This is a genomic window from Rufibacter roseolus (assembly GCF_017916365.1).
Taxonomy (GTDB): domain Bacteria; phylum Bacteroidota; class Bacteroidia; order Cytophagales; family Hymenobacteraceae; genus Nibribacter; species Nibribacter roseolus.
Window position 1 is genome coordinate 1,338,843 of record NZ_JAFMSU010000001.1, and the last position, 15,690, is coordinate 1,354,532.

Annotated in this window: 8 protein-coding genes; all 8 read right to left on the reverse strand. The window is 53.0% G+C overall.

From position 1 onward, the window contains the following. Positions 1-149: 149 nt before the first annotated feature. The 8 genes from J3P35_RS05405 to J3P35_RS05440 all read right to left on the reverse strand — a co-directional run bounded on the left by J3P35_RS05405 (position 150) and on the right by J3P35_RS05440 (position 15,676). Entirely contained in the window at positions 150-1,910 is a 1,761-nt protein-coding gene (locus tag J3P35_RS05405; protein ID WP_246849980.1) for a family 43 glycosylhydrolase, read from the reverse strand. Continuing rightward, complete coding sequence (locus tag J3P35_RS05410; protein WP_210463329.1) at positions 1,907-3,247, reverse strand: glucoamylase family protein; 1,341 nt, start codon at positions 3,245-3,247, stop codon at positions 1,907-1,909. Before J3P35_RS05410 ends, J3P35_RS05405 begins: the two co-directional genes overlap by 4 nt. A gap of 47 nt (positions 3,248-3,294) precedes the next feature. After that, positions 3,295-4,917: a glucoamylase family protein gene (locus J3P35_RS05415; protein WP_210463330.1), complete on the reverse strand. Its 1,623-nt coding sequence runs from the start codon at positions 4,915-4,917 to the stop codon at positions 3,295-3,297. Between the two features lie 181 nt (positions 4,918-5,098). Further along, on the reverse strand, positions 5,099-6,565 hold the full coding sequence (locus J3P35_RS05420; protein WP_246849982.1) for a RagB/SusD family nutrient uptake outer membrane protein: 1,467 nt from the start codon (positions 6,563-6,565) through the stop codon (positions 5,099-5,101). A 13-nt stretch (positions 6,566-6,578) separates the two neighbouring features. Beyond that, positions 6,579-9,554: a SusC/RagA family TonB-linked outer membrane protein gene (locus J3P35_RS05425; protein ID WP_210463332.1), complete on the reverse strand. Its 2,976-nt coding sequence runs from the start codon at positions 9,552-9,554 to the stop codon at positions 6,579-6,581. 848 nt (positions 9,555-10,402) lie between these two features. Next, a complete protein-coding gene (locus J3P35_RS22155) occupies positions 10,403-13,297 on the reverse strand; it encodes a triple tyrosine motif-containing protein (RefSeq protein WP_210463333.1) in 2,895 nt (964 codons plus the stop codon). 338 nt (positions 13,298-13,635) lie between these two features. Beyond that, positions 13,636-14,745 (reverse strand): ACR3 family arsenite efflux transporter, encoded by a 1,110-nt coding sequence (gene arsB, locus J3P35_RS05435; protein WP_210463334.1) that lies wholly within the window; start codon positions 14,743-14,745, stop codon positions 13,636-13,638. A gap of 151 nt (positions 14,746-14,896) precedes the next feature. Continuing rightward, positions 14,897-15,676 (reverse strand): metallophosphoesterase family protein, encoded by a 780-nt coding sequence (locus J3P35_RS05440; protein WP_210463335.1) that lies wholly within the window; start codon positions 15,674-15,676, stop codon positions 14,897-14,899. Between the last annotated feature and the right edge of the window lie 14 nt (positions 15,677-15,690).

Genomic DNA, 15,690 nt, shown 5'->3' on the forward strand with positions numbered 1-15,690 from the left:
GGCGAAATCTGACCTACCGTTTTATGGCAGTTTTGGTAAAATCAGCCATAAAACGGAACTGTACTTTGGGCACTTTTCATCTGCTGTTTCACCTGAATTCAGGCGAGGCGTTTCGGGCCTGTTTTCCTGAAATCGGCTTCAAAACACCTTTATTTCGATTCTATCACTTTGCTTCTTTCCGAGACGCCGTTTTCGTTGATGGCCTCAATCTGGAAGTAGTAGGGCAGTTCTTTGTCCATGCCTTTGAAGTAGTACTCGCCGCCGCCGTGCACCATGATGCAGTTGTAGAGCTTGTCGGGGGCCACGCCCACGTAGAGGTTGTAGGCGTAGGCATCGCTCACCTGCGACCACTTGATCCAGGCGCTGCGTTTGTCTTTCTCGGTGCGCAGAATGGTGAGGTCTTTCACGGCCTGGGGCTTTTTGCCGTTCCCGCTGCCGAACACCCGGAAACCGCTAATGGCGAATTTGCCGGTGGGCATGTGCAGGTTCTCCAGCTTGAGGTAACGCGCCTGCACCGGCTTAGCCAGCTCAATGTAGTCATGCGGCACATCGGTTTTGTTCTGGCTTTTGTCTACCAGCACCTTCCAGGTTTTGCCGTCCAGGGAACTGTACAGTTTGTACTGGTGGTAGATGTTCGTTTGCTTGCCCAGGAAGGTCACGTCCTGATCGGCGTAGTTGAGTTGGATGGCGTTCACGGTGCTGGGTTGGCCCAGATCGGTCTGGATCCATTCGCCTTTGTTGCCCGTGGCGGCGCTCCAGTAGGTTTTGATGCTCTCGTCCACGGCGTAGTTGGGAGCGTAGGCAGCCAGCGTGGAGGAAACCGTCACGGGCTTGTTGTAGTTGAGGAGCATCCAGCCAGTGAAACGGCTTTTGAGGTGATCGGCGGAGCCGTTGGGCAGGTAATGCGGGTAATCCCCGAAGGTGGTGTTGCAGTACATGACACCGTCTTTGTCAAACCCGGCGGGCCACACGCCCAGGCGGCGCTCAAAGTTGTTTTTCACCGAGATCACCACCGTGGAGACGTGCCACCAGTTGCCCCATTTGTCTTTGAACGAGTTGCCGTGCCCCGCCCCGCGCGCGAACCCGCCGGGCTTGTAGGCGAACGGATTGTGGGCCTGCGGTTTGAACGGCCCCAGCGGACTGTCGCCTACCTGCACGCCATCGGCGTAGCCGCTGAATTCAGTGCCGGGGGCGCCGTACTGCAGGTAATACTTGCCGTTGTGCTTGTCCATCCAGGCGCCTTCCATGAACGGGTCCAGGAAGGTGTTGTCCAGGTACTCCCCGAAACGCTGCCACCCAAACCGCTCGTGGTTGAGCCCGATCATCTCCTTCTTTTCACCTATTGGTTCAAAGGTTTTCCGGTTGATCTCGATGCCGTACATAGGGTACACGTTGCTGCTGCCCCAGTAGAGGTACAGGCGGTTGTCATCGTCCAGGAAAAAGGCAGGGTCCCAGGCGCCCACCTGGAACGGCTCCACAGCCTCTTTCCACTGGTTGGCTTTGGGGTTGGTGCTCATCCAGAGCGGGAAATTCTTCTCGTGCGTGGACCCGAAGACCAGCAAGGTATCGCCCAGCACGAACACCGCCGGGGCGCACAGATCGTCGTAGACTTTGTGGTGCGGCTTCAGGAAGGACTTGGAGACGAAGTTCCAGTTGTAGAGGTTGTTGCTCCACCAGTATCCCCACTGATTTGTGGAAAACAGGTAATAATCGCCTTTGTACATGACAATGACCGGATCTGCGGTGGCGCGGTGCTTGCCAGATTCCGTGAAGTTGGGGATGGGCGTGTAGCCGTAATCCAGGTTCATGGGGTTGCAGTAGGTGCGCTGCGGTTTGGGTTGGCCGGTAGCAGGCAGGTGCATCAGCCAGGCGATGAGCAGGAGTAGGCCCAGGTGTAGGACTGTTTTCATTTGCTAGCATTTACAGGTAACTGAGGACTCTCAAACCCGAGTTTCCGGAGGCCGTTCTGCACATCGGGGATGCTCATGAACAGTTTCCAGAGCAGACCGGTCCGGTGGTTCTCGATCATGACGATAATGGGCCCCTGGTCGATGGCCAGGTGCGAGTTGGCGTACCAGTTGTGGTGCTCACTGAAGGCATCCACGAAGCCGTACTCGCTCCAGATTTTATCACCCAGGGTGTCATAGAAGTACCGCATCGCTTTCATGGAAAACTCGGGCGTGTAGGGGAACGAAGACAGGGCCGCGGTGGGAGTGATCACCCCTAAATCCTCAGTAGGCGAGTGGGCGGCGTAGCCCCGGTAACTGTCGCTGGCGGTGAGGCCCCAGGAGTTCTCTGAGTAGCCTTTGTATTTCTTGGGGTTGTCAATGCAGTAAGCCCGGTTAATGAGCGTGTGGCGCTTGTTCTGCTCCCAGTAATCGGCGTACTGGTCTTTGAGGCCGCGTGGATCTAAGCCTAAAAAGGAATAATGGGCGAAAAACAGCGGCCCGCCGTAGTCAAAGCCTAGCGGCAGCTTGATGCCGTAGAATTCGCGGTCGTTGCGGAAGTAGTTGTTCGTGGTCCAGCCTTGGTGATACACCTGCGGAGGGATGCTGAAGCGCGGTGAGGAAGCCGCCAACACGTAGGTGATCAGCCCTTCGTTCCAGCCGCGGAGCTGGTGGTTCATGCTCCAGCCGTTGTTTGGGCTCCAGTGCCAGTACAGCACGTTCTGTCCGCCCTGGGTGTGCCAGTTCCACTCAATGCCCTCCCACATCCAGAGGATTTTGTTGCGTAATTGGCTTTCGGTGGGATTGTCCTGGTTGAAGTACTGGCGGGCGCAGAGCAGACCCTGGAACAGGAAAGAAGTTTCCACCAAATCGCCGCCGTCGTCTTTGGGGCTGAAGCGAATCACCTTGCCCGTTGCGCCGTCGAGCCAGTGCGGGAACACACCGTGGAACTGATCGGCTTTCCAGAGGAAATTCACGATTTTGAGCATCCGCTCGGCGGCCTGCTGGCGGGTGATCCACTTGCGCTCGGCGGCCACAATGATGCCCATCACCCCGAATCCGGTGCCGCCGGTGGTCACTACCTCGTCGCCGTAGTCAAAGCTCCGGTTGCTGCGCTCGCGGGCCATGCCGCTGACCGGGTGCCCAAAATCCCAGAAATACCGGAAGGTCTGCCGCTGCACCAGCTCCATCAGTTGTTCATCGGAGAGGTTTTTGGGGCGTTTCACGGTGCCTTTCTTCTGGGCTTGTACGCAGCCGCAGAAGAGAATCAGGAGAAGTGCTATGGTGTAAAATTGCTTCATAGTTCGTTGGTATGTGGTGTGCAGTTCTGTTTTGGAGCCGTTTTTCCTTATCGGAGGTAAACCGGCAGTTCTTTGTTAAGCGTGGTATGGGTGAGTTTGAGTTTATAGGCGCCTGGGGGCAAGCCTGTCCCAAAATTGACTTGATACAGCCCGTTGGCTTTGGCCTCATGGTTCCAGAGCGTCTCCATGACGGTTCCGTCTGGTTTCTCCACCGTGAGGGTCACCGTGCCGGCATTCTTGAGAGCGACATCAATCTGGTAGGTTTCCACATCGGGGTGTTTGAGCAGGTCGTAGAGCCCGGTTCTCACCTCCGGAATGGCCAGGTAAAAGCCCGTCTCGTACTCCGGTTTCTGGATGCCGACCTTCGCCAGGGCTGCCTGAATTTCCGGGAGATCGGTAAACAGTTTCCACAAGAGTCCGCTGCGGTAGTTCTCAATCATAGCCACGATTGGTCCCTGGTCAATGGCCAGGTAATCTTTGCCCACCCAGTTCTGTGGTTTGTTGTAGGCATCATAAGGCCCGTAGGTCCCGATCATCTGTCCGCTGAGGTTGCCGTACAGGTTCCGGAGCACCTGCATGGAGTAGTAGGGCGTGTAAGGGAAAGAACTGAGTGCCGCAGTGGGCGTCACGGTGCCGTTGTCGTTGGTGGGGCTGTGCGCCGAGTAGCCGTTGGGTTCATCAGAGGCGGTCAAACCCCACAGGTGCTCTGAGTACCCGTAGGCTTTGGGCGCCAGGTAGATGCTGTAAGACCGGTTAATGAGCGTGTGCTTCACGTTATGTTGCCAATAGTTCACGTACTGATCCTGCATCTGGCGCGGATCAAGGCTCAAAAACGAATAATGGGCAAAGAACAGCGGTCCGCCATAAGGTGGACCGATCTCCAGCTTATAGCCTTCCAGAGTTTGGGAACTCCTGAAGCCGCTTCCTTGCCATGAGGTTTGGTAAACCGCCGGTGAGATGGCGTGCGTGGGGGAGGCCAGGGCCAATACATAGGCAATCAAACCCTCGTTCCAGCCCTGGATGGGCATGTTCATTTCCCAACCATAGTTGGGGCTCCAGTGCCAGTAAAGTTTGTTGTCGCCGCGGGAGGCGTACCAGTCCCATTCCACGGTTTCCCAGAGTTGGGTGATCTTGTTCCGCAGTTCGGTTTCCCTGACATCGGCGCCGTTGAAGTAAGCCCGGGCAGTAAGCAGCCCGTTCACCAAAAAGGCAGTCTCTATCACATCGCCGCCGTTGTCTTTGGCGCTGAAGGGAATCACCTTGCCGTTGCTGCCATTGAGCCAGTGCGGCCATACCCCGTGGAACCTATCAGCGGAGGCCAGAAAGTTGCAAAGCTTCAGTAAGCGGTCAGTAGCTTCTTGCCGGGTGATGAACTTGCGGTGCACCCCCACAATGATGGCCTGCACCCCAAATCCGGTGCCGCCGCTGGTGACTGTTTCGCCGGAATTGGTTCTTTCCCGGGCCATGCCCGAGGCCGGGTGCGCATACTCCCAGAAATACTTGAAGGCAGACTCCTGTACCTTGTTCAGCAACTCCCGGTCCGAGGCTGTGCTCACCGGGTTCTCCGGTGGGTACAACGAGGTGTCATCTGCCTCGTTTTTATCCTCCTTGCAGGCGAGGGTAGCCCATGCGAACAGAAGGCAGAAGATATAAAACGTCGGTTTGGTCATCAGGGGAATGGGAGTGGGTTTCCTGTTAAAATAGCCTGAAAGTTTGGGGTACAGTAAGGCTGATTTCAGGCCGTTTTCCTGAAAACGGGCCTAAAAAGCCAGAGGCGATTACACAAGAAAGAAGCGGTTTTAAAGGAAGGGCCGAGGCGTTAAAACCCCGGCCTTTTGCCTGTTCTAGTAGTTAATACCCTGGGTTCTGCACCAGCTTGCCGCCGCTGAGGGTGATTTGGTTGAGTGGAATAGGGAAGACCTCGTTTTTGCCGGTGGTGAAGTTCTTGCCGTGGGCTCTCAGTACCTGTTCTGCCCGGCCTTGGCGTACCAGGTCATAGAACCGTTCGCCGTTTTCCAACGCTAGTTCTACCCGACGCTCATGCCAGATTCTCATGCGCATTTCTTCTTTGGTGGTGAAGGTGATGGGATCCAGACCTGCGCGTTCCCGGACCATGTTCAAAGAACTTTCCGCTTTGCCGGTTTGCCCAAGTTCGTTCGCGGCCTCGGCGTGCATGAGCAGTATCTCCGCGTAGCGCAGAATGCGGATATTTTGATCTTTGCCATACCCGCACGCCTGGGTTACGCTGGAAGGCACGTAGGCTTTCTGGTTATAGCGTGGATTGGGAGCATTGGGGTTGATAAGGTCGCCTTCAGGAGTGGTTTCGCCTCGGAACAGAATGGTGGCCTCCTTCCGTACGTCACCAGGTTCAAAGGCGTTGACCAGGTCCTCGGTGGGAGTGAAGAAGCCCCAACCGAATTGCTCCCTTACGGCTTGTACTTCTGCCCACTGGCTGTTGGATGCGTCACAGTTTCCGGGTATAGTCTGGGCTTGGATCTCAAAGATGGACTCGCTGTTGTTTTCGCCCGAAATCCGGAAAATCTGGTAGAAATCTGGGGTAAGGCTATAGCCTAAGCCCATTACCTGCTCGGTGAGGGAAAGCACATCCTGCCATTCGCTTTGGTAGAGTTTTACCTTAGCCAACATGCCCAGAGCAGCTCCTTTAGTAGCCCTCCCAATGTCTGCGGCTCCGTAAGCAGTGGGCAAAACAGCAGCGGCATCGGTCAGGTTCTGTTCAATGAAGGCATAGGTTTCTTCGCGGGTGGCCCTAGCAGGGTTAAGTTCTTCCGGGGTTTCAGGTACTTTACTTACAATTGGTACGCCACCAAAAGCCCTCACCAAGTTGAAATAATGATAGGCCCGTAAGAACTTGGCTTCCGCTAAAAGCCGGGTTTTTAGAGCTTCATCCATTTCAATGTTTGGCACGTTGTCTAATACCCGATTGGCCAGGTTGATGCCTTGGTATTGGCCTACCCAGTAGCCGTTTAATTGTCCTTCTGTGGGGGTGACGGTGAACTGGTCATACAGGTTCATGAAGCCGGCATCGCCGGGCACGCTGCCTTTGTCAGCATCATCTGAGGAAACAGTGGTTAATGCCAGGTGTGCAAACGCAATATTATTCCATTCCCGCAGGTTGCCGTAAATGGAGTTTACCGCCTGTAATGCATGAGCTTGGGTTTGGAAGAATTGGGATTCCACTGCCTGACCTTCCGGTGGAACATCCAGAAAATCGTCGCTGCAAGAGTAAAAAACACCAAACGTCAAGGCTCCTGCCAAGAGCCAGAACTTATGCTTCTTCTGATATAGTCTATTTTTCATGGTCTTTGTCTGCTTAGAAGGTGACATTTACGCCCAGATTGTAAGTGGCTGAAAGTGGGTAGACGTTGCGGTCAATGCCGTAACTAACTGGTGAAGGACCTCCCACTTCTGGCGAAAAGCCGTTGTAATCAAAGATGGTAAGCGGGTTCTGCGCGTTCAGGAAGATTCTGAGGCCTTGCATTTTCAACCGACTGATAGTTGTAGTAGGGAAAGTATAGCCCAGTTGCAGGTTCCGGATCCGGATGTAATCTCCGCTTTCTACATAGAAACTGTTAGGGTCTAAGTTGGAGCCTGTTAGGTCAGCAGAGGGATAGGTGTTTGATGTGCCTGGCCCTCTCCAACGGTTGTCATAAAAGTCCTGGTCATAGTTCTCATTCCCGAAACGGATGTTCCGATTACCGTTATAGATGTCTACGTCAGCAACCCCCTGAATATCAATTTGCAAGTCTATGTTCTTATACGTAAAACTAGTGTTGATGCCGTACAGGATGCCAGGATTAGGGTTGCCCAAAACCGCTTTGTCTCGTTCATCAATTGTGTTGTCTCCGTTTAAATCCCGGTACCTGAAATCACCGGCAGAGGCGTTGGGTTGGGCAGACTCGTCTGCTTCTACATCTGATTGGAAAATGCCATCCACTATGTACCCATAAAAAGAACCAATAGGGAGGCCCACCCGGGAAATAGTGGAAAAGTATCCGCCAAGACCTAAGTCACCAGCAGCCAAGGAGGTGTTGCCTGTAGCCAGGCCAATTACTTCGTTCTTGTTTTTGGCAAAGTTCACTCCAATGCTATAAGAGAAGTCGTTGCCTATGTTGGTGTTCCAACGAGCGGCAAGCTCAATGCCTCGGTTTCTGAATGTGGCGTAATTACCAGTGATGGAACTGTTCTCAGCACCCGCAGTACCAATTAAGGGAATGGTGAAAACACCATTCTCTGTTTCCTTATTGTACCAATCTGCCTCAAAGGTTAACCGGTTGTTTAGGAAGGCAAACTCAACCCCAATGTCTGTTTCTTTAACTACCTCCCAGAGCAGGGTGGGTGGTGGAACGTAAGTAACGTTGCTACCAGAGTTTGGTATACCGTTAAAGAATGCAATGTACCTGGGTAAATTAGAGACTGGGGTTGACGTGATGTTAGGCTGTACGTTGTTGTTGCCTAATTTGCCCCAACTGGCCCGCAGTTTCAAGAAGTTGATGACCTCCTGGTTCTTCATAAAGGATTCTTCTGAAAGTACCCAACCTAAGCCAATAGAAGGGAAGTAGTCATACTGATCGCTTTTGGGGTATTTAGAGGAACCATCATACCGGAGGGTAGCCGTCAACAGGTATTTCCCCATGAAAGAGTAATTAATCCGTCCGAAATAGGAAAGGAACTTCTCTCTACCCGCTGAATTAAACGCTCTGAGGGTTGTTTGATTTCCGTTTTCTAGATAGAGGTTGGCCTCAGTCTCATAGGTGACACCTTCTACAGTACCTCCTAAGGTCTCATTGAATGCCTCCTGTGAGGATGTACCAGCCAACACGGTGAGTTCATGATCTCCGAACGTCTTCTGGAAGGTAAGGGTGTTTTCCCATAGCCAACTATTGGCTTTGCTTCTGCTTCTCCTTAAAAAGCTCGTTTCTGATTTTTGAATTGTGGTCAAAGAGTCTTCAGATCTGAAGTTCCTGAACTCGTTGATTGCATAATCCAGGCCAAGGCTGGTTCGGAAAGTGAATGCATTAAGGAAATTCCATTCGCCAAAGGCGTTACCAGTTAACCGTTGGCCATTTGAACGTTGATTATACCAATCTAATGAAGCCTGCGGATTGGCAAAATTACCAATCGGGAAGTTTGCCGGGTCCCCATAGAATCCATTCGGTTTTCTTACTGGTACAATGGGAGGTAAAACAAAGGCTTCGTAGAAGATACTTCCAGGTATGTCTCTGGACCTGAATCCATAAAAGATACCGCTATAGCCTACTTTTATTCTGCTGGATAGATTCAAATCTTGTTGAGCGCGGGCAGTGATCCGCTCGTATTTGTGACCTTCCACAATCCCCTCCTGATTCAGATAACCAGCGCTTACGCTGTAGGTCATTTTTTCAGAACCGCCAGACGCAGATACCTGGTGGTTGTTGATCATGGCCGTGCGCAGGATCTGGTCATACCAATCGGTGCTTGGCAGGTTGGGAGTTAGCGTGTTAGGAGCATTTTTTTCATTGTACAACTCGGTATACTCACGTGCATCAGTCATTTCCAGTTTATTGGTTACCCGCTGCACGCCCACAAACCCATTGTAGTTGATTCTAGCCTGACCAGCTTTCCCACGCTTGGTAGTTACAATGACTACCCCGTTGGCCGCCCTAATGCCGTAGATAGAGGCACTGGAGGCATCTTTCAGGATCTCCATAGACTCAATATCCGCTGGGTTCAGGAAGCTTAGGTCAGACACGAAGGTTCCGTCTACCACATAGAGGGGTTCTACCCCGCCCTGGGCGGAGCCCACGCCCCTCACCCTGATCTGCGGAGAAGCTCCTGGTGCTCCCGAGTTGGTTACCTGCACCCCGGCCACTTTCCCCTGGATGGAGCTCACCGGGTTTTGAGACGATTGCCGTTCAAATTCTTGGCTTTTTACGGAGGAAATGGAGCCAGTCACATCTCGTTTCTGTTGTGTGCCATAGCCTACTACCACTACTTGCTGAAGTTCAGTAGAGGCCGGTTGCAGTTGAATGTTGATGCTGGTTTGGCCGTTCACGGCAATGGTCTGGTCTATATAGCCAATGTAGCTCACAACCAAGGTAGCATCTGAAGGCACGTTGGCAATGGTGAAGCCACCATTGGCGTCGGTCTGGGCACCAAGGGTGGTGCCCCTTACCTGTATACTCGCTCCAATAAGGGGATCGTTGTTCCCGGCATCGGTGACCCGACCGGCTACCGTGACGGTGCCCTGGGCGTGAACGAGCGTGAATGTTAACAGGTAAAATAGGAATAGGAGTAGGGGTTGTTTCATAGGTAGTTTGGTATAAGGGTACACACTCTTCTGAACTGACCTAAAAGTCCTGACATTATTCACTAAAGGCTAAAAATCTGCCTCAACAATACTACATCAATTACGAAATTTTCAATATTCTTGTTTAAATGCAGCTTGAATCTAATGAATAGGCATTTTTATAGCTTTTAAGATGTGAAATTCATAAGGCTTAAACAGGTGTGTACACCCTATGAGAGGTAATGATGTAGTGGGAAAAGCCTCTTTCCTCTCAGATTGTACTAAGCGAAAGGCATGAAGAACCCTTGATAGGCCTCCTGGCCTCTGACAAGTAGGGAGAACTAGGGCTTTCTGCGATCAGAAGCGGCGGTAAGTTGCAAGGGGCAAGGGAAGAGTGCAGGCTCCTATCAAGGGAGATGAGAGGTGGAAAAGTAAGTTGTAGAGGCAGGCTTTCCGCAAGAATCAGGATGAGAAACCCTGGAAAAGGAATGTTCCGGTGGGCGCGAAGGGAAGGAAGGTGCTGTTTTAAGGCTGTTTTTGAAAAATCAATCCAAAAGCGCATCCCAGGTTTGAGCTGTTTTGGCCCAAGGATTGGAATAATGGAAGCTGCCAGGTGTGCGGAAAACTGGTTTCGCTTCACTAATGGTCGGGCAGTACCAAGAGTCGGCTTAGTGCGTATCTGTAGAACAATGAAAAGGGTAAAAACCAGGGAGTTGGTGTTGAGAGGCTGCTTTTTAGAAAAGAGGCTCTAAACACCAGCTTACTTTTGAGAGTTAGAGGAAACATTCCAACACTGGTAAGAGGCGCAGGCAAATCTTGGGGGTGAGGGTTTCATGGTTTCTCCGCTACTCTCAGGTAGTGGAAAGGACCTATACATCCATGAGAAACTCCACCAGGTTCTTTTCATGGTCAAGGTTCAGTTTGCGGCGGAGGCGGTAGCGCCTGATCTCCACACCCCGCAGGGTGATGTTGAGCAGCGAGGCGATCTCTTTGCTGTTCATGTTCATGCGCAGGTAGGCGCACAATTTCAGGTCGTTGGGCGTGAGGTCAAGGTGGCGGCATTTGAGTTTCTTGAAGTAGTTCTCGTGCGCCTCATTGAAACTAGACTCAAACAGGTTCCAGTCATAGTCCTCGGTCATGCCATCTTTGATCACCTTCTGAATTTTCTTCAGTTGGTTATCGCCCAGTTTTTTGCCGCCCTGGTCTTTCAGTTGCAGAATCTCTTCTTTGATGTTGAGTAGCAGTTCATTCTTGGAGACAATGTTCAACGCAGAGTTGGCCAGTTCGCGGCTTTTGGCCGCCAGTTCTGACTGTAGCTGCTCGTTCCTGAGCTTGATCAGCTTCTGTTCATTGATAATGGCTTCCTGCCGCAGGAACTCTTCTTTCTCTTTCTCTAGCTTCAGCCTGATGCGTTCTTTGTCTTTCTGCAGCTTCAGGAGGTACAGGTGCCGGCATAGCAAGAGCAAGATACCGCCTATGAGCACGTAAACGATGCCCGCCCAGTAAGTGGCGTACCAGGGCGGCGCCACTGTGAAGGCAAACTCCGTGACCGGCGACTCGGCCTCGTTGTCAATGCGGGCTTTCACCAGCAGCCGGTAATCGCCTTGCTCCAGGTTAATGAATTCCTTCTGTGTGGCGCTGCCCCAGTCTGACCATTTCTCAGAGAATCCTTCCAGAAAGTACCGGAACTGCGGCCGGGCCTGGCTGTAGTAGGGCAGAGAAAACGCCACGCTGATGTTGTTCCGGCTGAAGGGGAGCCTCAGGTCCCGGCTGCCCCGCTCCGTAAGGATAACTGAGCCGTCTGCGGCGTTCTGGACCCTTCGCACCAACACCGGCGGCAGCGTTTTGTTACGCTGCGGCGATACCTCGGTGTTGTACACTACAAAACCATCGTCAATACTGATGAGGTAAATGGAATTGCTTATCCGGCTGATGTTCTCATTCTGCTGTACCATGCGCCCGTTGAGCAGGCTGAACGGACTGGAACTGATTTCCAGCGCGCCAGGGCTGGCCAGGTTCACCAGCGCCACTTTGCCGTGGTTGATAAACCAGTACTTGTTTCCGGCGGCTTTGATAATGCGGTTAGAACCCGCAAAAGGCCCCAGCATTTTGTTCAGCTCGGTGTAGCCAGAGAACCGATCGCTGATCTCGTCATAGACCTGGAAACCTTCAGTAGAGGAAAACACCACGCGGCTGCCCAGCCTGAACACGTTGATCTGGTTGTTCCTGGGCAGGCCATTCCCTTTCTCATAGTACCTGGAGCTTTTCACGGTTCTCAGGTCACTGCTCAGGGCCAGGCGGTACAGGCCTTTGTAGGCGTGGCTCACCCAGAAATGCCCTGAGTTGTCCTGCTCCACGTACCTTGACGGCTCCCCGAAACCCGTTACCTGATGCGAGAAAACCCAGTTGCCCGTCGGGTCTTTTTTGTAGATGACCAGCCCTGTGTAGGTTCCTTGCACCAGCAGATGGGGGTGAGAGGCCAGGCGCTTGATGGTCCAGCCGCCTTTGAAATCAGATAGTTTCTGGATGCGGTCGCCCTCTACCCTGAAAGTGCCTTCGTTATGGCCGCAGAGGAGTTGCCCGTCTACCAGAATGAGTTCCCATACCTGGCCTTGGGAGCCTTCAATGATCTTGAAATCCAGCGATTGGAAAGACTGCGCGTTGTTGGCGGTCCAGTTGCTGTAAAAGATGCCCTGGTTTGTGCCCAGGTAGATCTTGCCGTCATGAACAATGCTGGAGTAGACCGTGCCAAAAGTGCCGGTTTTGTCAAAGTAGAAGTACAGCGGCGAGTTGACTTCAATACGGTCCACGCCGTTGTCCAGGCCGGTCCAGAGGTTCTGCTCCTTATCGGTGAAAAGGCTGAGGACGGTGTTGTTCAGCAGGCCGCTGGCTTTGTTTATCCGGTGGGTGATGTTGCCCTGGCGGTCCAGGATGATGAGGCCGTTGAGGATGGTGCCGTAGGCGAATTGCCCATGCGGCAGCACCGCGCCGTTGTTCAGTTGGTTTGTTTTGAGAAAAGCATTGGCCGCCGGCGAGCCCCAGGGCGAGATGGAAGTGCCGTCATACAGGAAAAGGCCGCTCTTGGCACTGCCCACCAGGAACGAATCCTTCTGGAAAGGCAGCACCGACAACACCCCCGCCTCTCCCAGGCCGTCGCTGCCTTTGATGTACTCCAGCTTGTTGCCCTTCAGTTCATACAATCCTTTGGAAATCACCTCCACAAAATACCGGTCATGGGCCTTGAGCAGGAACAGCAGGGTGTTAGGGCCTTTCACTACCTCCACCTTGCCTTTCTCATAGATGTAGATGGCCGAGAAAGATTGGAAAAGCACCCGGTCTTTCTCAACGTAGATTTTCCAGATCTCATCTTTGAGGGCGTTGTCGCGGGGGATAAGCTTGGAGAGGGAATGGTAGGTGAACTGGCCCTTGTCATTATGGCTCCAGTACCCAAACTCCCCGAAACCTCCGGCGTAGATGCGGTCCTTCTCCTGGTCGGCGGCTACGGCCCGCACAATGATTTTCTCCGGCATGCGGTAGAGTTGCCAGTACTGCCCGTCATAGGCCATGAGGCCGTCTGAGTTGCCGAAGTACATGACCCGGTTTTTCCCCTCGGTAATGGACCAGTTCTGGTTACCGGCCTGGTAAAGCAGTTTTGAGTAATTCTGGACAAACGGAAAACTGGCACGCTCGCTCATTTGGGCCGTGGAGACCGCCGTGCAAAACAGCATCACCCAGCCTAAAACCAAACAGATTTTGCTCTTCACTCTCATCCCTTATCACAAATGAACCTGATACTCTTTCTCCAGGTCCGGCCATCCCAAGAAAAGAAATAGAAAATGCCGGGCTGAAGTACGCTAAGCGGTGGCTGTCCGTCTGTTCCCTTTTTAGAGATGAAGAGGAGCAAGCCAAAGAAAAGGGGGCAGCCAAAAAAGAGGCAGGCCGCAAGATGACCTTAATTTCCTGTAATTTTCTCTAATTCTGAAATATTCAGGCCAGAAATATAAGGTGTCATCATGCTCCCGTGCGGTTCAGGCTATAAAGCAAAGTCTTTTGGAAGGGCGTGTATGCCACGCCGGAAGCGCGGGAGAGGAGAAGCAGCGTTTTAAGCCTGATTTTCCTGAAACTTGCCCTTTTCAGGCGCAGAGGTGAGCAGTGGTTCGGTTCCGTAGTATCTTCTCCTGAACCAGTAGGCCACGTTTACCAGCGCAATGAGTGCCGGAACCTCTATGAGCGGACCAACTACCCCGGCGAAAGCCTGCCCCGAGTTAAGCCCGAATACCCCAATGGCCACGGCAATAGCCAGTTCAAAGTTGTTGCCTGTAGCGGTGAAAGCCACCGAGGCGTTCTGCGCGTAATTCGCTCCCAAAGCTTTGCCCATGTAAATGCTTACCAGAAACATCACGGCAAAGTAGATCACCAGCGGCACGGCAATGCGCAGCACATCCAGCGGAATGGTCACAATCAGGTTGCCTTTCAAACTGAACATCACCACAATGGTAAACAGCAGGGCCACCAACGTGATGGGGCTGATAGCCGGGATGAACTTCTGCGTGTACCAGGCATCGCCTTTGATACGGCGCAGGATGAGGCGCGATAAGAAGCCCAGCAGGAACGGAATACCCAGGTAAGTGAAAACGCTCTGCGCGATATCACCCATGCTGATGTCTACCACCTTGCCCTCCAGCCCGAACCAGGTGGGCAGCACCGTGATAAAAACGAAGGCGAACACGCTGTAGAACAGCACCTGGAAAATGCTGTTGAAGGCCACCAGCCCGGCCGCGTACTCCCGGTCCCCCTCGGCCAGTTCATTCCAGACCAGCACCATGGCAATGCAGCGGGCCAGCCCGATTAAGATAATCCCGATCATGTACTCGGGGTAGTCCCGCAGGAAAATGATGGCCAACAGAAACATAAGCACCGGCCCGATGATCCAGTTCAGCACCAGCGACAGGGTAATGACTTTCACGTTGTCAAACACCCGGCCCAATTGCTCATACCGCACTTTCGCCAAGGGCGGATACATCATCAGAATCAGGCCCGCCGCGATGGGTACGTTCACGGTACCCACCTGGAAGGTATTGATGACTTCCTCGGTGCCGGGGTACAGGTACCCCAGGAGCACCCCCGCGCCCATGGCCACAAAAATCCAGAGGGTAAGAAAGCGGTCCAGGGTGGAAAGCTTTTTCCTTTTATCTACAGTGCATTGGCTCATTTACGTGTGATATTTGATTTGATGAATGAAGTTATCGGGATGGGTCCTGGGTTAAACCCAAGATTTCGTTTCAGGGCAGTTTTCCTCAAAATGGCCCCGAAACCGAAAACCAGCTACAGGCCTGAAGGGAAAGTTAAACCAGATGTCTGGCTCAGGCCGTGCGTAGCATCTGGGCAAACGCGTTGGGCAGGGGACTCGCCTCTATGGCTTGGGCGGCTTTCTCCACCTCATAAGGCACCCTGATGAACTCTACTTTGATGCTTTCCGGCTTACGGAGGTTGCTGTCTGGATTGAGTTCCAGGATCACGTAGCCCGCCCTGGGGTCTCCGTCCTTCGGTTTTCCCACCGACCCGATGTTGATGGCGTGCCGGTACCTGGTCTGGCTCTGGTGCTCGTAAGCCATGGCGCGGTGGTAGGGCTTATGCGTGTGCCCGAAGAACAAAAGATCCGCTTGGGCTTCTTCCATCATCTTCAGGAAGCTCTTTTCGGGCCGGTCTTCAAAAAGGTACTCGTTTATTTTGCGGGGGCTGCCGTGCACCAGCAGGATTTCCATTCTGTTTTCCTCCTTAGACTCGTCCAGGAAGGTGAGCCGAAGGTGGCGCGGCAGCATGCGCAGGTACTGGCGGGTCTTCGGGGTGACCACCTGATTTGTAAAATCAATGGACTGCTGGCCCAGGTCTTTCTCCTGGTCGGTTTTATAGGCACAGCCGCAGTTGGGACTTCCCAGGCCCACGCCTTCGTCATAATTCCCCGCAATGGTGGGAATCCTTCTTTTCCTGATTTCCGCCACTACCTCGTTGGGCCAGGGCGCGTACCCCACCAGGTCTCCCAGGCAGTAAATGGCATCTAATTGTTGGGTGTCCATGTGGGCCAGCACTGCCTCCAGGGCAGGAAGGTTGGCGTGGATATCGGAGAAAAAGGCGATTCTCATACTTGGGTTATGTA

Coding starts and splice junctions, on each gene's coding strand:
- J3P35_RS05420 (WP_246849982.1), bottom strand. CDS start 6,565: ATGAAAAATAGACTATATCAGAAGAAGCATAAGTTCTGGCTCTTGGCA.
- J3P35_RS05440 (WP_210463335.1), bottom strand. CDS start 15,676: ATGAGAATCGCCTTTTTCTCCGATATCCACGCCAACCTTCCTGCCCTG.
- J3P35_RS05410 (WP_210463329.1), bottom strand. CDS start 3,247: ATGAAGCAATTTTACACCATAGCACTTCTCCTGATTCTCTTCTGCGGC.
- J3P35_RS05415 (WP_210463330.1), bottom strand. CDS start 4,917: ATGACCAAACCGACGTTTTATATCTTCTGCCTTCTGTTCGCATGGGCT.
- J3P35_RS05425 (WP_210463332.1), bottom strand. CDS start 9,554: ATGAAACAACCCCTACTCCTATTCCTATTTTACCTGTTAACATTCACG.
- arsB (WP_210463334.1), bottom strand. CDS start 14,745: ATGAGCCAATGCACTGTAGATAAAAGGAAAAAGCTTTCCACCCTGGAC.
- J3P35_RS05405 (WP_246849980.1), bottom strand. CDS start 1,910: ATGAAAACAGTCCTACACCTGGGCCTACTCCTGCTCATCGCCTGGCTG.